The sequence below is a fragment of the Pseudomonas sp. Y3 TE3536 genome, from assembly GCF_053629175.1.
Window position 1 is genome coordinate 5,809,840 of sequence record NZ_JBRJHU010000001.1, and the last position, 23,899, is coordinate 5,833,738.

Here is a 23,899-nt window from a genome sequence, read left to right on the forward strand (position 1 = left end):
TTGCCACGGTGTGCTATCGAACCGCGCCTTCGAACCCTTGCAACGTGTTCACGGCATTGATGCCGATTTCATCGACCATGTAGCCGCCCTCCATCACGAACAGCGTCGGGATGCCTACGCGTGCGATCTCCGCGCCCAGGCGCAGGAAGTCTTCGCTGGTGAGCTTGAAGTGGCTGATCGGGTCGTCCTCGAAGGTATCGACGCCAAGCGACACGACAAGAAAGTCCGGCTGGTGCGCGACAACGCGCTTGAGCGCGTCCTGCAACGCCAGCCGGTACTGCGCCCAGAGGGTGCCTTTGCCCAGCGGGTAGTTGGCATTGAAGCCCTCCCCGGCCCCCGCGCCCTGTTCGTGGGCATAGCCGGAGAAGTACGGGTAGGACACATGCGGATCACCGTGGATCGAGGCGAAAAACACATCGGGGCGGTCATAGAAAATGTTCTGCGTGCCGTTGCCGTGGTGGAAATCCACGTCCAGCACGGCCACGCGCCGTGCACCCTGGCTCAGGCAGCGTTCGGCGGCAATGGCGGCATTGTTGAGGTAGCAATAGCCGCCCATGTATTCGCGGGCCGCATGGTGCCCAGGGGGGCGGCACAGGGCGAAGGCACTGGGCGCGCCATCGATTACACGCTGCATGCCGGTCAGTGCCACGTTGGCACTGCTGCGCACAGCTTCCCAGGTGCCGCCGGTAATCGGCGCGCCGGCGTCCATGGCGTAGAAGCCCAGTTTGCCATCGATGAAGCCCGGCTCCCGGTCGATGGCCAGGTCGCGCACCGGCCATACCAGCGGCAGCGCATCATGGGTCTTGCCGGTGGCGGTCCATTCTGCCCAGGCACTTTCCAGAAAGCTCACATAGCGCTCGCTGTGCGCCGCGACATAGCAGGCACGGTCAAACGATTGCTCGGCGATGACATCGCCAAGGCCGGTGGACTGCACACGCGCCAGCACGGTATCGGCACGCTGAGGGTTCTCGAATGACGGCGTGATGGCCCCGTCCTTGAGCTCGGAGCCATGGTGCAAGCGGTGTTTGTTACTAAAGACTGTCAGCACGCGAATGTCCTTTTTCAAGGTGGTATCGGATAACCAATTTTCGCGACAGACCGCTGAAAATGCTTTGCTTTATGCTCAGCCAAACCGGATGCTTGAGCGAAACATTCACCCGGTAGCCCCATAATGAGCAAAGCCTTTGCTTACGAAGAACTGGACGAAGTAGACCGCGAACTGCTGCGCCTGCTGCAGGAGGACGGCACCTTGTCCAGCGCCGCCTTGGGCGAGCGCCTGTCGATGACCGTGACGCCCTGCTGGCGTAGGCGCAAACGCCTGGAGGAGCTGGGCCTGATCAAGGACTACCAGGCCAACCTGGACCGCAAGAAACTGGGTTATGACGTCATGGCCTTCGCCCAGGTGCGCTTCGGCAACCATTCGGCCGAAGCACCTGACGACTTCGAGCAGGTGATTCTGAAATTGCCGCAGGTATTGTCCTGCCACAAGGTCACGGGTGAGGCTGATTACGTGCTGACGGTGCTGGCGACCGACCTGGAAAGCTATGGCCGTTTCGTCGAAGACGTGTTGCGGCGGCAACCTGGCATAGCGTCGATCCAGTCGAGCCTGGCCCTGCGGGAAATCAAGGCGGTTAGCCGGATACCGGTGAGGTAGGCGTTGGGTGCCTGACTTGGTTTTTGGGGCGTTTATGAGATCGGGCGCCGCACGCGCGGCGCTTCGCAGCACAAGGCTGCTCCTACATTTTTTCGGGCCAATTATTCCTGAGGCGGTCGCGCGCGCTGGTACAGGCGTTGCGAAACAACTGTAGGAGCAGCCTTGTGCTGCGAAGCGCCGCGCGTGCGGCGCTCGATCGCATAGGCGCCACAACACGAAAGCCCGGCTACCCTGGCAACCTATACCGCTCGGCAAAATACTGCCGGAAGAAATCCACTGCCACCCGCACCTTGGCCGAACTCGCCAGCGGCGAGGTATACACGGCCCAGATATCCGCCGGCTGGTGATAGTCACTCAACACCTGCACCAGGCGCCCATCCAGCAGGCTGTCGTGCACATCCCACCAGGACCGCAACAATATTCCGCGCCCATCCAGGCACCACTGGTGCGCCACCTCGCCATGGTTGCTGGACAATCCCCCCGTCACCCGCACGCTTTCTTGGCCCTCAGGGCCTTCGAGCTGCCAGATACCAAACGGGTGGTCGCGCTCCTTGATCACCAGGCAGTCATGGCTGCCCAGGTCGGCCAGCACTTTCGGTGTGCCTTGCCGCGCCAGGTACGCAGGTGAAGCACAGAGCACCCGACGGTTCTTGGCCAGCAGCTTGGCGATCAGGTTGGGCGCAATGGTATTGCCCACGCGGATGTCCAGGTCGACCCCCTCCTCGATCAGGTCCACCAGGCGGTCATGCACGTCCAGCCGAATATCCAGACGCGGGTAGCGCTCGGCCAGTTCCGACAAGGCTGGGGCCACGAACCTGCGCCCCAGGCCCAAGCTGCTGGCGATGCGCAGTTGCCCTGCCGGTTCGCGGTGCTGGGCACTGATGTCATCGCCCATGCGCTGCACCGCATCGAAAATCTGCAGCGCCCACTGGTACACCCGCTCACCCTCTTCGCTGATCGTCACCCGCCGCGTGGTGCGGTGCAGCAAACGCACCTCCAGGTTTTGCTCGAGCACGCGAATGCGTTTGCTGATGTACGCCGCCGACATGCCCAGTTCGTCGGCCACGGCGGCAAAGCTGGCGCGCTTGGCCACCTGCAGAAAGATATTGAGGTCATCGAGGTTGGGCAGATTATTCACGCTTCGTGTTCCAAGAATCCATGAAAGGCTGGATTATCTCCGATTGAAGGCCTTATAGCATGGCTCGCACCTGTTCCCTAGCCAACGAGTGCGCCCCATGACCAAGACATTCAGAATCGCAGCCATCCCCGGTGACGGCATCGGCACCGAAGTGCTCCCCGAAGGCATTCGCGTGGTCGAGGCTGCCGCTCGCAAGCACGGCCTGGCCATCAGCTTCGAGTTCTTCGAGTGGGCCAGCTGCGATTACTACCTGGCCCACGGCAAGATGATGCCGGACGACTGGTTCGAGCAGCTCAAAGGCTTCGACGCCCTGTACTTCGGCGCAGTCGGCTGGCCCGACAAGGTCCCGGACCACATCTCGCTGTGGGGCTCGCTGCTCAAGTTCCGCCGCGACTTCGACCAGTACGTGAACATTCGCCCGGTGCGCCTGTTCCCGGGCGTGCCGTGCCCGCTGGCCGGCCGCGCACCCGGCGACATCGACTTCGTGGTGATCCGCGAGAACACCGAAGGCGAGTACTCGTCCCTGGGCGGGCGCATGTTCGAAGGCACCGAAAACGAGATTGTGCTGCAAGAATCGGTGTTCACCCGCCGTGGGGTCGACCGCATCCTCAAATACGCCTTCGACGTGGCACAAACCCGCGCGCGCAAACACGTCACCTCGGCCACCAAGTCCAACGGCATGGCCGTGAGCATGCCGTACTGGGACGAACGCACCGCAGCCATGGCTGCCAATTATCCGGAAATCAGCTGGGACAAGCAGCACATTGATATCCTCTGCGCCCGCTTCGTGCTGCAACCGGACCGCTTCGACGTGGTCGTGGCCTCTAACCTGTTCGGCGACATCCTTTCCGACCTCGGCCCGGCCTGCGCAGGCACCATCGGCATCGCCCCTTCGGCCAACCTCAACCCCGAACGCAAGTTCCCGTCCCTGTTCGAACCGGTACACGGCTCGGCGCCGGACATCTTCGGCAAGAACATCGCCAACCCGATCGCGATGATCTGGTCCGGAGCGCTGATGCTCGAATTCCTCGGCAACGACGGTGCCGACCCGCGCTACCGCGCCGCTCACGATGATATCCTCAAGGCCACCGAGCAGGTCATCGCCGCAGGCAACACCACCCGCGACATGGGCGGCCACAAGTCCACCCAGGAAGTCGGCCGGGCTATCACTGCCCTGATCGAGGCCTGACGCCCAGGGCCGCGCCTACAACGCCTGGGTGTGCTCGACGGCACCCTGGCGCAACCAGTCGATAAACCGCGCAAACAGCTCCGACTGTGAATTGATCTCAAGCTTCAGGTACAAATTCTTGCGGTGCATGCGCACGGTCTCCGGCGAGATCCCCAACTCCACCGCCGTGGACTTCACCGAGTGCCCGCGCAAGATCATGTGCGCCACTTCACGCTCACGATCCGTAAGCACCTGGCAGCCAAAACTCTCGAACGCTGCCTGTACACTGCCCTGTTCAGCCAAGGCCGTGGCAGGTTCAAGGTTGTAGCGGGCATAACGCACCAGCAGCTCGCGCACCATTGGCTCGACCGCCCGCAACAGGTCGATCTGCCCGCTGCTCAAACGCGTGCCACTGCACCCCTGAAACAAGCTGAACGAAAGCTTGCGGCCCTCGCTGAGGTCGACGATGTAGTAACTGTCTTCACTGCAGCCGGTGCCCAGGTAGTAGGCCTTGTAGTAGTCGCTGTCGAAGAAGTTGTCCGGGGCGATTTCCTGCAAGTGATAGAACCCTTCGGCCAAGCCACTCTGCACGGCCAGGCAAAAGGGGTCGAGCAGGTAGCCCGCGCTGAAATAACGCTCGAGCACCGCATCACGATGCACCTCGGGGATGCCCTGCTTGTACAGCAGGCGCGGTGCACGCCCCTGGCATTCGAGGCTGATCATCATCGACTCGACCTGCACCAGTTGGCTGATCGCAGCCGCCACGTAGCTCAGGGCATCGGCTGATTCACAGTGGGCGAGCGCACGCTGCAGCGCTGCATGCCAGTGCTGCAGCGCCCCCAGCGAGAGGGTGAGCGGAGTGTCGGAAGTGGCCTGGGTCATGCCCGGCAGTCTAGCCTGCCAGGCCCGCCCACGCACAGCCCTTTGCGCCAGGCTCATCGCCCTTGGTACAGCCCTTGCGCGGTCAGTTCGCGCGCCGTTTCGATGATGCACTGGCGCAGGGTTTCGACGATCTCGTCGACTTGCGCATGCGTGATGATCAACGGCGGCGACATCACGTTCAGGTGCATGATCGGCCGCACCAGCAGCCCCTTGGCCTGGGCTTTGCTGTGGATGCGCTCACCGATGTTGACCGCATCAGGGAACAGCGCCTTGCTGGCTTTGTCCGCAACGAACTCGACACAGGCCATCAGTTTCAGGCAACGCACATCCCCCACCAAAGGCAGATCGCGCAAGGTTTGCAGCCGTTGCTCCAGGTAGCTGCCCACGTCCTTGACGTGCGCCAGCAGCTGCTCGCGTTCGATGATTTCGATGTTCTTCAATGCCGCCGTGCAGCACACCGGGTGCCCGCTGTAAGTGAACCCATGGGTGAAGCAGCGGCCCTTGCCCGGCTCGGCGATCACCTGCCAGATCCGCTCGGAGAAGATGCACGCGCCCAGCGGCAAGTAGGCCGAGGTCAGGCCCTTGGCGGTGGTGATGATGTCTGGCGTGACGCCGAACAGTTCCTCGCTGGCGAAGAAGGTGCCCAGTCGGCCGAACGAGGTCACCACCTCGTCGGCGACGAACAGGATGTCGTAGGTCTGGCACACCTGCCACATACGCTCGAAGTAGCCCTTGGGCGGGATGATCACCCCGCCCGAGCCCATGATCGGCTCGGCGAAGAACGCCGCCACATTGTCGGCGCCCAGGGAGAGGATCTTGTCCTCGAACTCGGCCACCAGGAAGTCGAGGAACTCGGCCTCGTCCATGTCGTCCGGGGCACGGTACGGGTTGGGGTTGGAGACATGGTGGATCAAGTCATGGGCGTAGTCGAACTCTGGCACGCGGTCGGCAGCCTTGTTGCCAATCGCCATGGTCAGGGTGGTGGAGCCGTGATAGGCGTTGTAGCGCGCGATGACGTGCTTCTTGTGCGGCTTGCCCCGGCAGTTCTGGTAGTACTGAATCAGCCGGTAGGCGGTATCGACGGCGGTAGAGCCACCGGTGGTGAGAAATACGTGGTCGAGGTCACCTGGCGCCAGTTGCGCGAGCTTCCGGCACAGCGCGATAGCGACGTCATTGGCCATGTCGGAGAACGGGTTGGAGTAGGCCAGCTTGCGCACCTGGTCGGCAATGGCCAGGGCCATCTCTTCACGGCCCAGGCCGATGTTGGTGCACCACATGCCGCCGACCGCATCGAGAAAACGGTTGCCGTGGGTGTCTCGGATGTAGGCGCCCTCACCTTCGACGATGTTCAGCGCACCTTGCTCGCGGTGCTCGTCGAACACATGGTAGCCGTGCATGTAGTGGGCCTTGTCGGCGTCCACCAGTGGGTCGTGGGCAATGGCGAATGCTTTGCTGGGTGTGGCCATGGGCAGCTCCTTGGCGGGAATCGGTTGGCAGTGTTCAGAAACCGGTCTTGACCGTGCTCCAGACCCGGGTGATGGCGCGCATGTCCTTGGGGCTCTGGGTCTTCTGGGCGAACAGGCGTTGGCGGGTCTGGGCATCGGGGTAGATCGCCGGGTCTTGGCGGATGTCGGCGTGCACCAGCGCCGTGGCAGCGGCATTGCTGTTGGCGTAGTGGATGAAGTCGGTGACCTTGGCCATGGTCTGCGGCTGCAGCAGAAACTCGATGAAGCGGTGAGCATTGGCCGCGTGCGGCGCGTCTTTGGGGATGTAGAGGTTGTCGAACCAGATCAGCGAGCCTTCCTTGGGGATGAAGAACGCCAGCTTGATGGCCTTTTTCGCTTCTATGGCACGGGCCTGGGCGGTGGCGTAGTCACCTGACCAGGTCAGGGCCAGGCAGACATCGCCGTTGGGCAGGCTGGTGAGGTAGTTGACCGAGTCGAACTTGCGAATGTACGGGCGAATGCCCATCAGCAGCTGCTCGGCAGCCTTGAGGTCGGCGGGCGCTGCGCTGCGGGGGTCCTTGCCCAGGTACTGCAGGGCCAGCGGGATCACCTCGGTCGGCGCGTCCATCAGGGTGACACCGCAGTCGGCGAAGCGCGAAACGATCTTGGGGTCGAACAGCATGGCCAGCGAGCCGATCGGTGCATCGGGCATGCGCGCGGTGATCTTGTCGACGTTGTAAGTGATCCCGGAGCTGCCCCAGGTATAGGGTGCCGAGTACTTGAGGCCGGGGTCGTAACCTTGCAGGTTGCTCACCACCTGCTCGTCCAGGTTATGCCAGCTGGGCAGTTGCTGCTTGTCCAGCGGCTGGAACACGCCGGCTTGGATCAACGGGGGTACCAGGGAGGCGTTGAGCATTACCAGGTCGTAGCCGGAGCGGCCGGTGAGCAATTTGGTCTGGACGGTTTCGTAGCCATCGAAGGTGTCGTAGATGACCTTGATGCCGGTGGCCTTCTCGAAGTCGGCCAAGGTGGTTTCGCCGATGTAGTCGGTCCAGTTGTACAGCCTTAACGTGTTACCGCTGTCCCCCTCTACCGCCAGTGCCTGCGTCGCGGTCGACGCCAGCAACAGGCTGCCAATCACCTTCAGTGCCTTGCGCATAGCAACTCCATCGTGTGACTGCTCCGGAACGAGCCGATGGGTTCACTATCGGGGGATTTGCTTGAGGGCAACATACCCCGAATGTGTGGGTGGTCGTTTTTGGGCAGATACTCATTGGTAGGTACTCATAGCCCTATCGCCGGCAAGCCGGCTCCCACAGGTATCGCACACAATTCAGAGTCGGTGCGGTAAGTGTGGGAGCCGGCTTGCCGGCGATAGGGCCGGATCAATCGACTCAAACTCGGGTTGATTCACGCCAGCGGGTACAACGCCTCATCGAACTGCGCCAACCGCGGGAACACCAGCGGGTGATCATCCGCCAACTGCTCCAGACGCTGCTGGTACTGCTGCAGAAAACCCTGCCGCGCTTCGTCGCTGATATACGGCACATGCCAAGCCACAAACGGCGGCAGCACGTCGAAGCCAACGTACGCCAGCGTCCCCCGCAGAATCGGCCGCAACATGTCCTCGAGCGGCCCATGGATAGCCCCTTCGCCAAACATGTGCTCACGCCCGCCAAGGGTCACCGTCACCAGTGCCTTCTTGCCGGCCAGCCCACCCTGGTCGTAGAAGCGCTTGCCGCCATAACAGACACCCGACACCAGCACCCGGTCGATCCAGCCCTTGAGCATGGCCGGCGCCGAGAACCAGAAGACTGGGAAGTTCAACACCAGCAAATCGGCCCATAACAGCTTGTCCAGCTCTTGCTGGATATCTGCGGCAATGGCGCCGCTCTTCACCCCCAGGCGCTGCTCCAGCGCATACACCAGGTACTCGGGGTTCTCTCGCGTGGCGAAATCGTCCGCACTGGCCACCGGGTTCCAGCCCATGGCATACAGGTCGCTGACCTTGACCGCGTGGCCCTGGGCGCGAAAGGTAGCCACCGCCTGGTCACGCAGGGCGGCGGTGAAGGATTGCGGCTCGGGGTGAGCATGGACGATCAGGACATTCACGACAGTTCTCCTTGCATCAGTTCACCCGCACACCGGGCAATGCGCTGGCACGCCTCGGCCAAGGCTTCGGCGCCTACCACCAACCCCAGGCGAATATGCCCGGCGGCGCTCGGGCCAAAGGCTTCTCCCGCCAATACCGACACACCTTCGCGGTCCAGCAGGCGGTCAGCGAAGGCCTGGGCACTGAGGCCGGTTTCGCGGATATCGACCATCACGAACATGCCACCGTCGGGTTTGAGCGCCTTGACGCCCGGGCAACCGGCCAGCTGTTCGCACACCAGGTCCCGGCGCTGGCGATAGGCGTCGCGCATCGCCTCAAGGGCGGGCAAGGGCTGATTCAAGGCCACCACGGCGGCGTCCTGGATAAAGTCCGGCGAGCCATAGAGCATGCACAGCGCCAGGTTCTCCAGGTGCGTGGCCAGCTCAGGCGAGCCCACCACCCAGCCCACCCGCCAGCCGGTCATGGCATGGGATTTAGACAGGCTGTTGAGGGTTGCGGTGCGCTCGGCCATGCCGGGCAGGCTGCCCGGGCTGACATGCTCGCCTTCGTACAACAGTTCGCTGTACACCTCGTCGGAGATCAGCCACAGGTCGTGGGCGACGCACAGCTCGGCCAACGCCTCCCAGGTCGAGCGCGGCAAGCTCGCGCCCGAGGGGTTGTGCGGGCTGTTCAAGGCCAGGGCGCGGGTGCGGGGGGTGATGCGCGCGGCCACGTCCTGCGGGCACACCCGAAAACCGTTCTCCGGCTTGACCGGCACCGGCACCACCGTGGCACCACAGGCACCGAACACCGCCTCGTAAGTGACGTACATCGGCTCGGCGACGATCACTTCATCACTCGGGTCGAGCACACACTGGGCCACGCAGAACAAAGCGCACTGGGCGCCCGCCAGTACCGTGACCTGGTCAGCACTGACGGGCTGGCCGCTGCGCTGCCGGTGGCGATCGGCAATGGCCTGGCGCAGCGCGAGTTTGCCGCGTACATCGGCGTAATGGGTGTGGCCGGCACGCAGGCTGTCGATGGCCGCTTCAACGATGGGGGCCGGGGTGTCGAAGTCCGGGTCGCCCACCGACAGCAGCAGAACGTCCTTGCCCTCGGCCTGCATCGCCAGGGCGCGGTAGTGGATGTCCCAGGCGGCAGCACCGTCACCGGCGATGCGTTGGGTCAGCTTGGCATAGCGCATGGCAGTCTCCCTTCAAATGCGGTCAATCGACGAGAATCTTGGGGTTCGAGCTGCCCCACACGGTGTAGAGGTCGGCCAGTAAAGCGCCGTTGATTTCCTCCATCTCGCCCTGGGTAATCTCGCCACCGGCCTGTTTGCCGAACAGCACCACTTCGTTGCCGTTCTTGACGTCGGGGAAGTCGGTGACATCCACCATCAAGGTGTTCATCGATACCTTGCCCACCACCGGCACGCGGTGGCCGTTGATCAGCACATGGCCCTTGTTGGTGAACACCCGGCGGTAGCCGTCGGAATAGCCGACGGTGATATTGGCCAGGCGCGAGTCGCGCGCCAGGGTGAAGGTGCGGTCATAGCCGACAGTGTTGCCAGCCGGGTAGCTGTGCACCGCCGCCACTCGCGACTTGAACTGCATGGCACGCTTGTACTCGGTACGCTCGGGCACGGTGTCGCCGAACAGCGCACCGCCGGTGCGGACCATGTCCAGGCGTGCTTCCGGTACCTCCAGGGTGGCGAACGAGTTGGCGGCGTGCAGGGTCAGTTGGCGGCGGTCGAGCTTGGCATGTTTGATCAACCAGTCGGCCTGCTCGTTGAACGCTGCCAAGCCCTTGCGCACGTCATCCTTGTCTTCAACGGCGAAGTGGGTCATCAACGCCACCAGCTTGAGGTGCTTCTGGTCGGTGATCTGCAGTGCCTCACCTCGCCCGCTCCAGCTGGCCATTTCCACGCCGTTACGGCTCATGCCGCTGGAGTTGAGCGCCAGGTGAATGCGCAAAGTCTTGCCATGGCGCTCGGCGATGGCATCGGCCTGGCGGGCGAACTCGGCGCTGCCGACCAGCTCTTCCATGTCGTATTGCAGGGCATCTTCCAGCTCGCTCAGGCTGGCCAGGCGTACCCGCACCAGTTGCCCAGTGAAGCCGCTGGCCCGCACCACGCGGGCTTCCTCGTTGCTGGCGACCGCCACGCAAGGCACGCCAAGGGCGATCACCGACGGCATCACCAGGCCAATACCGTGGCCGTAGGCGTCGGCCTTGAGCACGGCGCACAGCTTGGACTTGCCACCCAGCTCCGCTTGCAGGGTGCGAATGTTGTGTTGCAAGGCACTGGCACTGATCTCGACCCAGGCGTTGCTGTTTTGCACGGTCAGCGCGGTGCTGCCGTTGTCCATCGACAGCGGCGGCGCGGCATACAGCGGGGCTTGGCCGGTGATCAGCAGGGCCAGGGAGGCAGCGAGGAGCGTACGGCGAAATTGCATGGTGGTTTCTCTTGTTATGGACGATGCGCTGCGGTCAGCAGACGCAGGTATGTTTGAGTTCGATAAAGGTCACGCCTGGCGTGGCGAAGCCGTCGGCCAGGTCAGCCTGCAAGGCATCCAGGTCACGTGGCTGACGCACCGCGCAGCCAAACGCACGGGCCAGGCCGATGAAATCAGGGTTGCGCGGCAGTACGCCGACCGGCTCGATATCCAGGCCGAGCATATCGTCGCGGATCTGGCCAAGGGCGTCATTGTTCCACAGCAATACCACCAACGGCCGGTCCAGTTCCTCGACGGCGGTAGCCAGCTCCTGGGCGGTGTAGAGGAAGCCGCCGTCGCCCACCAGCACCAGGCCGGGGCGATGGTCAGTGGCGAGCATGCCGCCGATACCCGCCGGCAAGCCATAGCCGAGGGTGCCGTAACCGGTGGGGTGCAACCAACTGCGCGGCGCCCGGCTGGCAAAGGCGTAGTTGCCGGTGTAGGCCAGTTGGGTCATGTCGCTGCTGATGAAGGCGTTGTCTGGCAGCACCGCGTCGATGCGGTCGAGAATGGCCTGGTGGATGGCCTGCAACGGTGCGTGCCCGGTGCGAATGGCCTGGCGCAGGCCGGCCACCGCTTCGATGGCCTGGCAAGGGTCGCGCTCGACCTCGGGCAGGTGCGCCAGCAAACCGTCGAGGGTTTGTCGAGCATCGCCGTGCAAGGCCACTGCACACGGGTAAAAATCGTTGAACTTGCGTGGGTCGATGTCGACTCGCAGCAACTCACCCGTGAGCGGCAGGCGCTCGCGCCAGAAGTCGGTATCGGCCATTTCGGTACCCACCGCCAACACCACATCGGCTTCGCTGATCATCTGCCAGCCCGGCGCAACGCACAGGCTAGAACCCGCATTCAATGGCGCCTCAGGCGGCAGCAGGCCCTTGCCGGCGACGCTGGTGAACAGCGGCGCTGCCAAGCGAGTGCTCAACTGTTCGAGTTGCGCGGCAGCCTGCAGAGCACCACCGCCAGCGATGATCATTGGCCGTTTCGCTGCGGCCAGTTTCAGCGCGGCCTGCTCCAGCGTGCCCCGGTCGGGCTGGCCGCGCCCAGGGCGACGTACCACCGCGTCGCTCCAGTCGCGGGCAACCGGCGCGGCCAGCACGTCCAGCGGGACCGAGATGTGCACCGGGCGCGGGCGTTCGCTGTCGAACACTGCCCAGGCACGGGCAATCAGCTCGGGCAGGTCTTCAGCGCTCAGTGCCACGGCGGAGAACGCCGTGATCGGCGCGGTCATGGCGCGCTGGTCCTGGGTTTCGTGCAGGCAGCCCCAACCTTTGCCCAGGCTGGCGGTGTGGTTGACGCTGGATATCACCAGCAACGGGATCGAGTCGGCATAGGCCTGGCCGATGGCAGTGGCGGCATTGGTCACGCCTGGGCCGGTGATGACAAAACACACGCCCGGCCTGCCGCTGACCCGGGCGTAACCATCGGCCATGAAGCCCGCGCCCTGCTCATGCCGCGTCAGCACATGGCGGATGCCACTGCCGGGCAAGCCGCGGTACAGCTCCAGGGTATGCACCCCTGGGATGCCGAACACGGTATCCACCCCATAGTTGGCCAGCAGCCGTACCAGCGCCTGGCCGGCGGTCATCGAGTGCTCATTCATGCTGATCTCCTTGCGGCTGGCCGAGGCGGATCAGCGCATCGACCGCGGTGGTGCCGTGGGCACCGACCATCAATGGGTTCACATCCAGTTCCAGCAGCTGCCCGGCGTTTTCGCAGGCGTAGTCGGCCACCGCGCGGATCGCCGCCACCAGGGCATCCAGGTCGGCAGCCGGGCGCCCCCGAAAACCCTGCAGCAGGCTGGCGCTGCGCAGGCCAAGCAGTGCGGCGCGAATGGCGCTGTCGGTGGTGGGCAGCAACAGGCTGACGCTGTCTTTAAGCAGCTCCACCAGCACACCGCCCGCCCCGATCACCAAGGCCAGGGCAAAGTCGTTTTCACGCTTGATGCCGACGATCAACTCGGCCAAGGGCGGCGGCGCCATGGGTTCGAGCAAGACCTGGTCGAACGCCACCCCCGGCGCATAGGCGTCGATGCGCTGGCGCATCTGCGCCAGGGCGGCCTGCAGCGCTGCGGCATCACGCAGGTTCAACGCCACCGCACCGGCTTCGGTCTTGTGCGGCAACTGCGCACTGACCGCCTTGAGCACCAGCGGGTAGCCAACGCGGTTGGCATCGTTTAGCGCGTGCTCCGGGGTACTCAGCACCCCGCCTGGCACCGGCAGGCCAAACGCACTCAGGGCCTGCTTGGACTGCCATTCGTCCAGCAGGCGGCTTTCACCTGCGAGGGGCCGTGGGCACAGCGGCACCTGCGCCGCCTCGCCCTGTTCCAGCAGCCGCTGGCGGTTGCGCTGATAGGCCACGATCCGCCCCCACGCTGCCAGGCCATCTTCCACGCCTTGCAGCGCGGCGATGCCATGGGCATGCAGGCGCTCACGGGCCGAGGCTGGCAACAGCTCGGGGAACGCCGAGGTGACGAAGCCGATCTTGCCGTGGCGCGCCAGGGCGTCGCAGTAAAGCGCCAGCAATAGGTCGCATTCCTTGCGCTCACCGGTGAACGCTGCGGGGTAGTCGAGCACCAGCATGGCGGCATCGGTGTCAGCGCCCAGGGTGCTGTCGAGCATCTGTTGCAGGGCCACTTCATCGCCCCAGATCGCTGTTGTGAAGTCCAGCGGATTGACCAGGTTGGCGTAGGCCGGAAGTACCTCGGCCAGTGCCCTCACCTGCCCTGGCGCCAGCGCGGGCAGGCGCAACTGGTTGCGCTCGGCGTAGTCGGCGATCAAGCCCGCATCGCCGCCCGAACAGGCCAGGGCGACCAGCCGGTCGCCGGCCGGCAAACGGCCACAGGCGGCAGCCTTGAGGGTCTCGACGAAGCTCACCGGGCCACTCACGCGGATCACACCCAGGCGCTGGAACAGGCTGTCGTACAGGGCATCGGAGCCTGACAGCGAACTGGTGTGGCTGAGCGCCAGTTCAGCGCCGATCTGCGACACGCCGGTTTTCAGGGCAATGATCGGGATGCCCTGTTGCAGTGCCTTGTAGGCGGCGCGGGCAAAGCCCGGCACGTTTTTCAGGCCCTCGAGGTGCAAGCCGATAGCAGTCACCCGTGGGTCGTCGAGCAGCACGTCCATCAACTCGGCCACGCCCAACTGCGCCTGGTTGCCGACCGATGCCATGTAGGCCACCGGCAGCGAGCGGTCGCTCATGGACAGGTTGTAGGCAAAATTGCCGCTCTGGGTCAGGATCGCCACGCCCTGCTCCACCTGCTTGCCGCCATGGGCCACCGGCCATAGGGCCGCGCCGTGCAAGTAGTCGAGCAGGCCATAGCAGTTGGGGCCAAGCAAAGCCATGCTGCCGGCGGCCTCAAGCAGGCGCTGCTGCAACAGGCGGCCTTGTTCACCGCTTTCGGCGAAGCCCGAGGCGTAGCAGATGGCGCCACCGGCACCGATGGCGGCCAGTTCCGCGACACACTGCAGGGTCAGTTCACGGTGGGTGGCGATGAACACCGCGTCTGGGGCGCATGGCAGGTCTGCCACCCGCGCCACGCAAGGGATGCCCTCCAGGCTCGCGTGTTGCGGGTTGACCAGCCACAGCGGGCCGGCAAAGCCGCCTTCGGCACAGCGCTTGAGGGCACGGGCCATGCTGCGCCCGCCCACGAAGGCCAGGTGCCGTGGGGCCAGCAGGCGCTTGAGGTTGTCACGATTGGAATGCGACATGCTGAGTCTCCAGGTCGATCAGCGCAGCAACGGGCGCAGCAGCTCACGGGAAATGATGTGCCGCTGGATTTCCGACGTGCCCTCCCAGATCCGCTCGATGCGGGCGTTGCGCCAGATGCGCTCGACCGGCCCCTCATCCATCAGGCCCATGCCGCCAAAAATCTGCACGGCTTCGTCAGCGACCTTGCCCAGCACTTCGCTGGCAAACAGCTTGGCCATGCCCGCCTCGCCATCGGTCATGCTGCCCTGGTCCATCTTCCAGGCGGTGTGCAGGGTGAGCAGTTCGGCGGCGCGGATCTGCGTGGCCATGTCCGCCAGCTTGAACGACACACCTTGGTAGCTGCCGATGGGCTGGCCAAATTGCTTGCGGTCGGCGGCCCACTGCAGCGATGCGTCCAATGCTCGCTGGGCCTGGCCGACGCAGTTGGCGGCGACCATCACCCGGCCAGCGGTAAGCCAGGCGTTGGCCACCTCCCAGCCTTTGCCGACTTCGCCCAGCACGTTGCTGGCTGGCACCCGGCAGTCGTCGAAGAACAGCTCGTAGGTGTGGTAGCCGCGGTTGCTCACGCACTTGGGCCCGCGGCGGATGGTCATGCCGGGGGTGTCCCGGTCGACCAGCAAGGCGGTGACCGCATTGCGTTTGCGCCCGTTGTGCTCGTAGGTGTCGGTCACCGCGAAGACGATGGCGAAGTCGGCATGCCCGGCGTGGCTGATGAAGTGTTTGCTGCCGTTGATCACGAAGTCATCGCCCTGGCGCACGGCGCGGGTCTTGATGGCGTTGGCGTCAGAGCCCGCGCCAGGCTCGGTAAGGGCGAAGCAATCGGTCTTTTCGCCCTGTACGCACGGCAGCAGGTAGTCGGTGATCTGCTGGTCCTTGCAGGCCATGAGAATCTTCGAAGGGCGCGCTACGAATACGTGCAGCGCCCAGGAAACCTTGGACAACTCGCGCTCGATCAGCGCTTGGGACAGGTAATCGAGGCCACCGCCGCCGACTTCTTCAGGCATGTTGAAGGCATAGAACCCGGCGGCGATGGCCTTGCCGCGGATCTGCGCAGCCAGTTCCGGCGACACCGCGTCGGCACGGTCTACCGCTTCTTCATGGGGCAGCAGTTCCTTGGCCACGAAGCTGCGTACCGCATCCACCAACATTTCTTGTTCTTGGGTCAGTTGGAAATTCATCTGCGAAGGTCCTGAAGAGGTAACGGGTTATTGGCCGACGAAGTGTGCTGGGCGCCGTTCTACCGAGGCCTTGAGCGCCTCGGCGCCGTCCTGGCTGCGCCCGCATAGCAAGCCGGCCTGGCGCTCGGCTTCGAGTTGCTCGGCCAGGGTGCGCTGGGCGCCTTCGCGGATCAGCCGCTTGGTCTGCGCGTAGGCGAAGGTCGGGCCGTTGGCCAGGCGGCCCGCCAGTTCAGCGGCCACCGCAGGTAATTGCTCGTCGGCGCAGACCTCGCTCACCAGCCCTGCCGCCAAGGCCCGTTCGGCGCCCCACAGTTCGTCGAGGAACAACAGGCGTTTGGCCTGCTCGCTGCCAATCAGCCGTGGCAGGTGCCAGCTGGCGCCGGCATCGGGGCTGTAGGCCATGCTGGTGTATCCGGCTTTGAAGCGTGCCGAGGCAGCAGCGATGCGCAGGTCACAGCACAGGCTCAGGTCCATGCCGCCGCCGACGGCGGTGCCGTTGATGGCGGCCAGGGTCGGTTTGTCGAGGCTGTGCAGGCGCAGCATCAGGGCGTGGGCGGTCTCGGTCCAGCCGTAGCTTTCCAGTGCCCCACGGGCCTCGGCCTCGGCCCACTCCGCCAGGTCGGCGCCGGCACAGAAGCTGCGCCCGCTGCCGGTCAGCACCACCACACGGACGGCGGGGTCGCTGTTGCAGGTGTCGAGCAGGGCATGCAGTTGCTTGAGGGTGGGAATGTCCAGTGCGTTGCGCTGCTCGGGGCGGTTGAGGGTGAGCCAGGCAACGCCGGCTTCGACCTTGCTCAACACTGACGATGACGGGGTGGTCATGGGAGGCCTCGCTGTTGTTATTGGGGTGGAGGACGTGATGAAGGTGATACTAAACGAGTGTTCAACAAGGCGGGATGGGTTGTTACAACTTTGCACAACTCGGATCAAAATCCTTGCGCTTCCCTTGTAGAGGCAGCCTTGTGCTGCGAAGAGGCCAGTGCAGGCTCAAAACAATGTCGATGCCTGCACCGGCCTCTTCGCAGCACAAGGCTGCCCCCAACAAGCGGATTCAAACTCCAGGCGCACTCGGCGCAAAGGCCCCTTGCCGCCGGCGGTTCACCGCGTAATACGCCGCATAGCACAGGGCAATGAAACCAAAGCCCCAGTACAACGACGGCCGCTGGGTCTCATCGATGGCCAGAAACACGAACAGCGAACAGCACAGGGTGATGCACAGCAGCGGCACCAAGGGGTACAGCGGCGCCTTGTACTTGAGGTCCTGCAGTTGCCCGCCATCACGCAGGTACGCCTTGCGGAACCGGTACTGCGCCAGGGCGATGACGATCCAGGTCACAGTGCCGGACATGCCGCTCACGGCCATCAACACCATGAACAAGGTGTCGGCAGCCACGAAGCTGGTCATCAGCGACACCAGGGCAAAGCACAGGGTGATGCTCAGGGCACGCAGTGGCACGCCGCGCTTGCTCAGCGGCGACAGGCTCTTGGGTGCCATGCCGCTCTTGGACATGGCCCAGAGGATGCGCGTGGAGGCATACAGCCCGGAGTTACCCACCGACAGGATGGCGGTGAGGATGACGAAGTTCATCAGGTCGGCCGCATAGGGAATGCCGACCATGTCGAACACCTGCACGAACGGGCTTTCCATCAACCCGGCCTGCTCGAACGGCACGATGGCCGACAGCACGGCAATCGCCAGCACATAGAAGATCAGCACGCGGAACACCACGTTGCGCACGGCCCGGGGGATGCTCTTTTCCGGGTGCTCGGTCTCACCGGCCGCCACGCCCATGATTTCGCAGCCCTGGAAGGCATACACCACGGTCATCATCACCGCGAACACCGCCGACAGGCCATGGGGGAACAGCGACTCGCCCACCAAGTTGTTCAGCATCGGAGCCGGCGCCCCGTTGTTCAGCGGGATGGCGCCGAAGATCACCAGCAGGCCGACCACGATAAAGCCGAGGATGGTCGCCACCTTGATCCCCGAGAACCAGTACTCCGCCTCGCCAAAGGCCCGTGTGGCCAGAGCATTGAGGCCGAACAGCACGACCACGAACAACGCCGACCAATACCAGATTGGCACCTCGGGGAACCAGCGGGTCATCAGCATGCCCGCAGCGGTGAACTCCAGGCCCACCGTGGTGGCCCAACTCATCCAGTACACCCAGCCAATCATGAAGCCCGTGGCTGGGCCGATGAACTTGGTGGCATGGGCCTGGAACGAACCGGAAACCGGCATCTGCACCGACAGCTCGCCCAGGCAGACCATCACCAGGTACATCAACAGCCCCGCCACCAGGTAGGCCAGGATCGCCCCCACCGGCCCGCCCTGATTGATGGTGACGCCCGAGCCCATGAATAGGCCGGTGCCGATCACGCCGCCCAGCGACAGCATGAAGATGTGCCGGCTTTTCAGCGCGCGGGTCAGCTGGATTTTGCCTTCGTGTGTGTCAGTCATGGTTCACCCCGCTGTAGCAGGGGGTGCAAAACGATCGTTCAAGGAGGGGCTGAGCGCTACGGCATGTCATTATTGTTATCTCCAATAAGCCTCATGGACCGCGTGCAACACGGTTGCCATCGATTATTGGAAACGGATGTAAGGTGCCGTTGTACGAACCGATCAAAGATGTAAAAAGTCGTAAGTTTTTTGTACGTCAGCTCTGGATCAACTGTTTCAGGGTGGTGCGGGCCTGTTCCAGCTCTGCCGCTAGTGGCTCGCTGAGCGCCAGCAGCGCCTGTTCATCTTGGCCTTGTGCGGCGTCTTCGAGGCGGCGCAACACGCCAGCCAGGCCAGCAAAGCCGAGGGAATCGCAACTGCCCGCCAGGCGGTGCGCCAAGTGCGACACTGCAGCGCAGTCGCGTGCCTGCAAGGCTTCGGCCAGCGCCGTGGCGTGCTGCTCGATCGATTGGCGCAGCACTGCCAGCAGCGCCTGCAGCTTCGGCTCGCCCAGCAAGCTGCGGTGGGTTTGCAGCAGTGACCAGTCCATGCCCGAGCCAGGTGCAGCCACCGGGGCAGGCGCAACCTCGGCCAGGGCCTGGCGCAGGTGCTCCAGCCGCAGCGGTTTGGCCAGCACCCCCTGCATGCCTGCGGCCAGGTAATCGGGGACTTGCGCCGGTTGCACCCCGGCAGTCAGCGCCAGGATCCGGCTGCCACGGTTTGGCCCTGGGGTGGCGCGGATGCGCCGGCACAACTCAACCCCGCTCAAGCCGGGCAAGTGCACATCCAGCAGGATCAGGTCGAAGCGCTGCTGGGCACAGGCTTGCAGGGCTTGCTCGGCATCCTCGGCAAAGCACACCTGGTGGCCATCGCGTACCAGCAACCCACCCGCCACCTCACGGTTCAACGCCACGTCCTCGACCACCAGGATACTCAGGCTGGCCGACGCCGAGCCTGCCGGCTCATGGGCAACGGCAGGCTGCCCACGCGCCATGTCTAGCTCGAACCAGAAGCAACTGCCCTGCCCCGGCACGCTGTTCAGGCCGATGCGGCCGCCAAGTTTTTCCACCAGGTGCTTGCAGATCGCCAAGCCCAGGCCAGTGCCACCATAGCGCCGGGCCACCGCTTCGCTGGCCTGCACGAAACGGTCAAAAATCTTCGCCTGCATGGCCGGTTCGATGCCAATGCCATTGTCACTGACCGATACGCGCAGGCGCTGCCCGTTCTGATCGCTGGCCAGCACCTGCACCCTGAGTTCGACCTGGCCGTGCGCGGTGAACTTGATGGCGTTGGCCAGCAGGTTGCTCAGTACCTGGCGCAGGTACTGCTCGGCGCCATGCTGATGCGCCGCCAGTTGCTCATCGACCTCCACGTGCAGGGTGTCGCCGCGTTCCAAGGCCATTGGTTCGAGCAATGCCAGCACCTCCGTGCACAACTGGCGCAGTGAGAAACCGAGCATTTCGGCCTGGCTCTCGCCCTCTTCGAGACGGGCAAAGCAAAGCACCTCGTTAAGAATGGCCAACAGCCCTTCGCCCGCCTTGTACAAAGCCTGTAGGCGTTGCCGGTCGAGCGCATCGAGCCTGGCGCCACGTAGCAGTTCGGCCATGCCGAGGATGCCATTGAGCGGCGTGCGCAGCTCATGGCTCATGGTCGCCAAAAAGCGTGACTTGGCCAGGTTGGCGGCTTCGGCCTCATCCTTGGCCCGGGCCAGGCTCGCGGTACGCCGCTCGACCATGGCCTGTAGCTCGTCACGCTTGTCCTGCAGGGCCACGCGGTCAAGCTCGCGGCGCTCGATGTCGCTGAGGATGGCTCGGCGCATGTCGTCCAGTGCATGCGCCACGGTGTCGATCTCATCGGCATGCGCCGAACGGCGGCGATCCAGGCGCAGCGGCTCCTGCCAGTGCCCGGCCCCGATCCGCCGGGCAAACTCGGCCATGACTTGCAAATGGCGCGTCACCAAGCGGTAGAACAAGCCAGACAACGCGACCGCCAGGCCACACAGAAACACCCCCATCCACAACAGGCTGGCCAGGCCCGTGGCATACAGCCGCCGGTGCACCGCGCCCAGGTCGATGCTCACCTCCAGCTCGCCAAGGTGCCGTGCCGGCCCCGACGGTGGCTGGTAATCCAGCGGGAAACGCTCGATGCGCAGCGGCCCCTTAGGCTCGGCTTCACCGCGCAACAGGGTGAAGTCATCGCTGAGCAGACGTACCCGCGCCACATCTGAAAAGTCCACCAGGCCACGCAATTGAACATCCAGTTGCGCTTCGTCGAGGTCCCACAAGCTGCGCTCCAGGCTGGCCAGGTAACCCGCGCGGATCAACGCCATGCGCGCCTCGATGTCGCGCATCTCGCGGCGGTACTCGAAATACAGCTGCACGGAACTGGCCAGCACCGTGAAGCACAGGCTGAACAGCAGGATAAACAGCAGCAGGCGGCGCAACAGGCCGTCGGTGCGCAGGCGGATCATCGGGCATCCGCCGGCAGGTTGATCATGTCGCGGTAGGTCACTTCGCTCTGCTCCAGCCAGCGGTCGATCTCGCCAGCTTCGTGCATGCGCCGCAACTGGTGGTCGATCTCGTCCATGTGCTGGCTCAGGGAGGACTGGCGCGACACCGCCACGCGCAGGTAGTCCACGCTCAGCGCGGCCGGCAAGGCGCGGATGTCTTCGGCGCCGGGCAGGTGCTCGATGAACAGCTCGCCGGTACGCCGCTCCTGGATCACGAAGTCGATGCGCCCACGGATCAGCTTGCCGAAGTTCTGCTGGCTGGACGACACCCGCTCGATGTTCTGGTGGCGCGCGACAAAACGGTCGAAGTCGGCGCCGTAGCTTTCACCGTAGAGCAAGCCACCACGGTACCCGGCCAAGTCTTCCAGGTGCTGAAACTGCACGGGCCGACGGCGATTGAAAAACACCGCCACCTCTTCACGTATCACCGGTACCGACGAAAAACGCATGCCTTGGTCACGTTGGTCGCTGTCGTAGGCGAGCACCACGTCCACCCGCCCGGCGGCAGCGTCCATCAGGCAGCGCTTCCAATTGCCCAGCACCACGGTTTGCACCTCTCGGCCCATGCGCGCAAACAGCTCCCGCACCACCGTCGGCGCCAGGCCGCGCACCTGGTGGCCATCGCTCCAGGAAATCGGCGGGTACACGGGGTAGTCGCAGTAGCGCACCGGCTCAGCCGCCGCTGCTGGCAAGCCTGGTACCAGCACCGCCAGCGCCAGCAGGCGGCGCAGGGTGCTCACGCGGCCACGCTGGCGGTGAACAGGTAGCCGGTGCCATGAATGGTGATGATCAGTTGCGGCTCGGCCGGGTCGTCATGCAGCTTGCGGCGCAGGCGGCCGACCAGCACGTCGATGGAGCGGTCGTTGGGTACCCACTCACGGTTGCGGATCTGGTCCATCAACTGGTCGCGGCTCAGGGTGTGGCCGCTGTTGCGCAGGAAGACGCTGAGCAGTTGGAACTCGCCATGGGTCAGCAGCGTTTGCCCGCCACGCGGGTCGATCAGGCGTCGACGGTCAGTGTCCAGTGCCCAGTCGGCAAATTGCTTGAGCGACTGCGCGCAGGCGGGCGCCGGGTGCACCTCGCGGGCATGGCGTACACGGCGAATCAGGTTTTTGGCGCGGGACACCAGCTCGCGGGGGTTGAGCGGTTTCATGATGTAGTCGTCGGCGCCGCACTCCAGGCCGACGATGCGGTCGATGTCGTCATTGCGCCCGGTGATGAGGATGATGCCGACTTCCGAGCGCACCCGCAGCTCGCGGGTCAGGGTCAGGCCGTCCTTGCCGGGCAGGCGAATGTCCAGCAGCACCAGGTCGACGTCCTGGCTGCCGAGCAATGCCTCGGCCTTTTCTGCGGTGTCGGCGCAGTGCACGTCATAGCCTTCCTGGGACAGATAGGCCTGCAGCAAGTCACGAATAAGCGGATCGTCATCGACGATCAATACCCGAGGCGTCATTGCGTGAAGTCTCTTTTTTTATTGGTTTGTTCTACACACTCGCGACAGCAGCCTACTCGTTACTGAACAGGCGATCAACAGCCCTTGGGCAGGCTGAAGCGTTGCCGACCACCGGCCTGCAAGCCATCCACCCAGGCCTCGCAGATCTGCACGCCCTGGGCCGGCGTAAAGGTGCCCGGGTTGAGGCCCGACTCCAGCCACAAGCCATCGAGCAACGCGCTCAGGCTGATCGCCGCCAGGTCGGCGTCAAAGCCCTGCCAGCCCTCTTCCACCGCCAGCGTGGCGAGCAGCCGGCTCAACTCGTTGCGGTACTCACCGTAGGAATGGTCGTGCACCTGGTTGATCGCATCGGCGGTCTTCACCGCGCCCCAGAACGCCAGCCAGGCATCGAGCAGTTGCGGGTCGAGCAGTTCGGCGCAAAACGAGGCACGGAAGAACGCCGACAGCCGTTCGCGGGCCGTGGGCGCGGCCTGGGCCATGGCTTCGCGCAGCAAGCCCATGACCCGCCCGGTGACCGCCATGTAAGCTTCGGCCACCAGTTCGTCCTTGCCCGCGTAATGGTGGCTGATCAACCCCACCGAAACCCCCGCCTCGGCGGAAATCTTGCGGATCGAAGCCCCCTGAAAACCATGGCGTTTGAGGCACACCAAGGTCGCCTCGACCAGGTTGGCTTTGCGCAATTCCGGCAGCATGCGGTGGTAGCGGGCTTCCTGGCTCATCGGCGATTCTCGGGCAGTAGACTGGGCTGAACGACTGTACAGCAAGCCGAGCGCCATGATAAACCCTACTGGCCAATGCCCGGTATGCACCCTGTTGCCGGGCCTGACCACAACAACAAAAGCGGCTGCCATGAACGACCTGATCACACGCGACCTGGACCAGGGCCTGCTGACCCTGACCTTCAACCGCCCCGACAAGCTCAATGCCCTGAACATCGCCATGTACCGCCAGTTTGGCGACCTGCTGCTGGCGGCGGGCGAAGACCCGCACGTTGATGCGGTGCTGATCACGGGCGGCCCCCACTGCTTCAGCGCCGGCAATGACCTGCGCGATTTCCTCGACAACCCGCCCAGCGACAGGGACAGCCCGGTGTTCCGCCTGATGCGCATTGTGATGGGCCTGGATAAACCCCTGATCGCTGCCGTCAGTGGCGCGGCGATCGGCATCGGCGCCACCCTGCTGCTGCATTGCGACCAGGTGCTGGTCAGCCGCACGGCCAAGCTGCGCATGCCGTTTGCGCCACTGGGGGTATGCCCGGAGTTCGGCTCCAGCCTGCTGCTGCCGCGCATGCTCGGGCACGCCCGCGCCGCCCGCTTGCTGATGGGCAACGCGTTGCTTGAGGGTGAGCAGGCGGTAGCCTGGGGCTTGGCCAGTGAGCTGCATGACGATGGCGAACAGTGCTTGGCGGCCGCCCGGCAACTGGCGCGGCGGCTGCAGAGTTACCCGCAAGAAGCGCTGCGCATTAGCAAGCGCCTGCTCAAGGATGGGGGGCGCGCGGAGCTGGAGGCCACTGTGGAGCGGGAGAGCCAGTTGTTTATCGAATGCCTGCGTACGCCTGAGGCCAAGGCGGCGTTACGGGGGTTGATCAAGGATTGAGGTGATGGTTTGAGGTGATCGGGTTGAGGTTTGCGGCGCTGTCGAGATCGAGCGCCGCCCGCGCGGCGCTTCGCAGCACAAGGCTGCTCCTACAGGTGCATGGCGCGCTATCGAGTCGGACACACAAGGCGGTCG

20 protein-coding genes are annotated in these 23,899 nt (G+C 64.4%); 3 read left to right on the top strand and 17 right to left on the bottom strand.

Annotated elements, in window-relative coordinates; all coding sequences use genetic code 11:
- Positions 1–13 precede the first annotated feature (13 nt).
- Positions 14–1,048, bottom strand: coding sequence for a histone deacetylase family protein (locus AB7M33_RS25960; protein WP_454243959.1), 1,035 nt, complete (start codon positions 1,046–1,048; stop codon positions 14–16).
- Between the two features lie 123 nt (positions 1,049–1,171).
- Here AB7M33_RS25960 and AB7M33_RS25965 point away from each other — a divergent pair, with 123 nt between their 5' ends.
- Positions 1,172–1,654, top strand: a complete 483-nt coding sequence (locus AB7M33_RS25965; protein ID WP_027593659.1) for an Lrp/AsnC family transcriptional regulator — start codon at positions 1,172–1,174, stop codon at positions 1,652–1,654.
- A gap of 226 nt (positions 1,655–1,880) precedes the next feature.
- Here AB7M33_RS25965 and AB7M33_RS25970 read toward each other — a convergent pair whose 3' ends face one another.
- Positions 1,881–2,792 (bottom strand): LysR substrate-binding domain-containing protein, encoded by a 912-nt coding sequence (locus AB7M33_RS25970; RefSeq protein ID WP_027593660.1) that lies wholly within the window; start codon positions 2,790–2,792, stop codon positions 1,881–1,883.
- Between the two features lie 97 nt (positions 2,793–2,889).
- Here AB7M33_RS25970 and AB7M33_RS25975 point away from each other — a divergent pair, with 97 nt between their 5' ends.
- Positions 2,890–3,981 carry a tartrate dehydrogenase gene (locus tag AB7M33_RS25975; protein ID WP_454243960.1) on the top strand — a complete coding sequence of 364 codons (1,092 nt, stop codon included), beginning with the start codon at positions 2,890–2,892 and terminating at the stop codon, positions 3,979–3,981.
- A gap of 15 nt (positions 3,982–3,996) precedes the next feature.
- Here the strand turns inward: AB7M33_RS25975 and AB7M33_RS25980 are convergent, their stop codons facing one another.
- The 15 genes from AB7M33_RS25980 to AB7M33_RS26050 all read right to left on the bottom strand — a co-directional run bounded on the left by AB7M33_RS25980 (position 3,997) and on the right by AB7M33_RS26050 (position 22,887).
- Complete coding sequence (locus AB7M33_RS25980; RefSeq protein ID WP_454243961.1) at positions 3,997–4,899, bottom strand: helix-turn-helix domain-containing protein; 903 nt, start codon at positions 4,897–4,899, stop codon at positions 3,997–3,999.
- Positions 4,896–6,308: an aminotransferase gene (locus tag AB7M33_RS25985; protein WP_454243962.1), complete on the bottom strand. Its 1,413-nt coding sequence runs from the start codon at positions 6,306–6,308 to the stop codon at positions 4,896–4,898. The genes AB7M33_RS25980 and AB7M33_RS25985 overlap by 4 nt, the downstream gene beginning before the upstream one ends.
- A 34-nt stretch (positions 6,309–6,342) precedes the next feature.
- Entirely contained in the window at positions 6,343–7,446 is a 1,104-nt protein-coding gene (locus AB7M33_RS25990; RefSeq protein ID WP_099428982.1) for a polyamine ABC transporter substrate-binding protein, read from the bottom strand.
- Positions 7,447–7,697: 251 nt separating this feature from the next.
- Positions 7,698–8,399, bottom strand: coding sequence for an NAD(P)H-dependent oxidoreductase (locus tag AB7M33_RS25995; protein WP_454243963.1), 702 nt, complete (start codon positions 8,397–8,399; stop codon positions 7,698–7,700).
- Complete coding sequence (locus AB7M33_RS26000; RefSeq protein ID WP_454243964.1) at positions 8,396–9,583, bottom strand: pyridoxal phosphate-dependent aminotransferase; 1,188 nt, start codon at positions 9,581–9,583, stop codon at positions 8,396–8,398. The genes AB7M33_RS25995 and AB7M33_RS26000 overlap by 4 nt, the downstream gene beginning before the upstream one ends.
- Positions 9,584–9,605: 22 nt before the next feature.
- On the bottom strand, positions 9,606–10,835 hold the full coding sequence (gene alr, locus AB7M33_RS26005) for an alanine racemase (protein WP_454243965.1): 1,230 nt from the start codon (positions 10,833–10,835) through the stop codon (positions 9,606–9,608).
- Positions 10,836–10,869: 34 nt separating this feature from the next.
- Positions 10,870–12,477: a 5-guanidino-2-oxopentanoate decarboxylase gene (locus tag AB7M33_RS26010; RefSeq protein ID WP_454243966.1), complete on the bottom strand. Its 1,608-nt coding sequence runs from the start codon at positions 12,475–12,477 to the stop codon at positions 10,870–10,872.
- A complete protein-coding gene (locus AB7M33_RS26015; RefSeq protein ID WP_454243967.1) occupies positions 12,470–14,587 on the bottom strand; it encodes an acetate--CoA ligase family protein in 2,118 nt (705 codons plus the stop codon). Before AB7M33_RS26015 ends, AB7M33_RS26010 begins: the two co-directional genes overlap by 8 nt.
- A gap of 18 nt (positions 14,588–14,605) precedes the next feature.
- A complete protein-coding gene (locus AB7M33_RS26020; RefSeq protein WP_099453726.1) occupies positions 14,606–15,766 on the bottom strand; it encodes an acyl-CoA dehydrogenase family protein in 1,161 nt (386 codons plus the stop codon).
- Between the two features lie 27 nt (positions 15,767–15,793).
- Positions 15,794–16,588, bottom strand: coding sequence for an enoyl-CoA hydratase/isomerase family protein (locus tag AB7M33_RS26025; protein ID WP_186683219.1), 795 nt, complete (start codon positions 16,586–16,588; stop codon positions 15,794–15,796).
- Positions 16,589–16,817: 229 nt separating this feature from the next.
- Entirely contained in the window at positions 16,818–18,227 is a 1,410-nt protein-coding gene (locus AB7M33_RS26030; RefSeq protein ID WP_454243968.1) for an amino acid permease, read from the bottom strand.
- Between the two features lie 196 nt (positions 18,228–18,423).
- Positions 18,424–20,676, bottom strand: a complete 2,253-nt coding sequence (locus AB7M33_RS26035) for an ATP-binding protein (RefSeq protein WP_454243969.1) — start codon at positions 20,674–20,676, stop codon at positions 18,424–18,426.
- Positions 20,673–21,446, bottom strand: coding sequence for a substrate-binding periplasmic protein (locus AB7M33_RS26040; protein WP_027593674.1), 774 nt, complete (start codon positions 21,444–21,446; stop codon positions 20,673–20,675). Before AB7M33_RS26040 ends, AB7M33_RS26035 begins: the two co-directional genes overlap by 4 nt.
- A 5-nt stretch (positions 21,447–21,451) precedes the next feature.
- On the bottom strand, positions 21,452–22,168 hold the full coding sequence (locus tag AB7M33_RS26045) for a response regulator (protein WP_099428974.1): 717 nt from the start codon (positions 22,166–22,168) through the stop codon (positions 21,452–21,454).
- Positions 22,169–22,242: 74 nt separating this feature from the next.
- A complete protein-coding gene (locus AB7M33_RS26050) occupies positions 22,243–22,887 on the bottom strand; it encodes a TetR family transcriptional regulator C-terminal domain-containing protein (RefSeq protein ID WP_027593676.1) in 645 nt (214 codons plus the stop codon).
- Positions 22,888–23,017: 130 nt separating this feature from the next.
- Between AB7M33_RS26050 and AB7M33_RS26055 the strand changes: the two genes are divergently transcribed.
- Positions 23,018–23,764: an enoyl-CoA hydratase gene (locus AB7M33_RS26055; RefSeq protein ID WP_454243970.1), complete on the top strand. Its 747-nt coding sequence runs from the start codon at positions 23,018–23,020 to the stop codon at positions 23,762–23,764.
- Positions 23,765–23,899: the final 135 nt, after the last annotated feature.

Coding starts and splice junctions, on each gene's coding strand:
- AB7M33_RS25965 (WP_027593659.1), top strand. CDS start 1,172: ATGAGCAAAGCCTTTGCTTACGAAGAACTGGACGAAGTAGACCGCGAA.
- AB7M33_RS25975 (WP_454243960.1), top strand. CDS start 2,890: ATGACCAAGACATTCAGAATCGCAGCCATCCCCGGTGACGGCATCGGC.
- AB7M33_RS25980 (WP_454243961.1), bottom strand. CDS start 4,899: ATGAGCCTGGCGCAAAGGGCTGTGCGTGGGCGGGCCTGGCAGGCTAGA.
- AB7M33_RS25985 (WP_454243962.1), bottom strand. CDS start 6,308: ATGGCCACACCCAGCAAAGCATTCGCCATTGCCCACGACCCACTGGTG.
- AB7M33_RS25990 (WP_099428982.1), bottom strand. CDS start 7,446: ATGCGCAAGGCACTGAAGGTGATTGGCAGCCTGTTGCTGGCGTCGACC.
- AB7M33_RS26000 (WP_454243964.1), bottom strand. CDS start 9,583: ATGCGCTATGCCAAGCTGACCCAACGCATCGCCGGTGACGGTGCTGCC.
- alr (WP_454243965.1), bottom strand. CDS start 10,835: ATGCAATTTCGCCGTACGCTCCTCGCTGCCTCCCTGGCCCTGCTGATC.
- AB7M33_RS26010 (WP_454243966.1), bottom strand. CDS start 12,477: ATGAATGAGCACTCGATGACCGCCGGCCAGGCGCTGGTACGGCTGCTG.
- AB7M33_RS26015 (WP_454243967.1), bottom strand. CDS start 14,587: ATGTCGCATTCCAATCGTGACAACCTCAAGCGCCTGCTGGCCCCACGG.
- AB7M33_RS26020 (WP_099453726.1), bottom strand. CDS start 15,766: ATGAATTTCCAACTGACCCAAGAACAAGAAATGTTGGTGGATGCGGTA.
- AB7M33_RS26025 (WP_186683219.1), bottom strand. CDS start 16,588: ATGACCACCCCGTCATCGTCAGTGTTGAGCAAGGTCGAAGCCGGCGTT.
- AB7M33_RS26030 (WP_454243968.1), bottom strand. CDS start 18,227: ATGACTGACACACACGAAGGCAAAATCCAGCTGACCCGCGCGCTGAAA.
- AB7M33_RS26035 (WP_454243969.1), bottom strand. CDS start 20,676: ATGATCCGCCTGCGCACCGACGGCCTGTTGCGCCGCCTGCTGCTGTTT.
- AB7M33_RS26045 (WP_099428974.1), bottom strand. CDS start 22,168: ATGACGCCTCGGGTATTGATCGTCGATGACGATCCGCTTATTCGTGAC.
- AB7M33_RS26050 (WP_027593676.1), bottom strand. CDS start 22,887: ATGAGCCAGGAAGCCCGCTACCACCGCATGCTGCCGGAATTGCGCAAA.
- AB7M33_RS26055 (WP_454243970.1), top strand. CDS start 23,018: ATGAACGACCTGATCACACGCGACCTGGACCAGGGCCTGCTGACCCTG.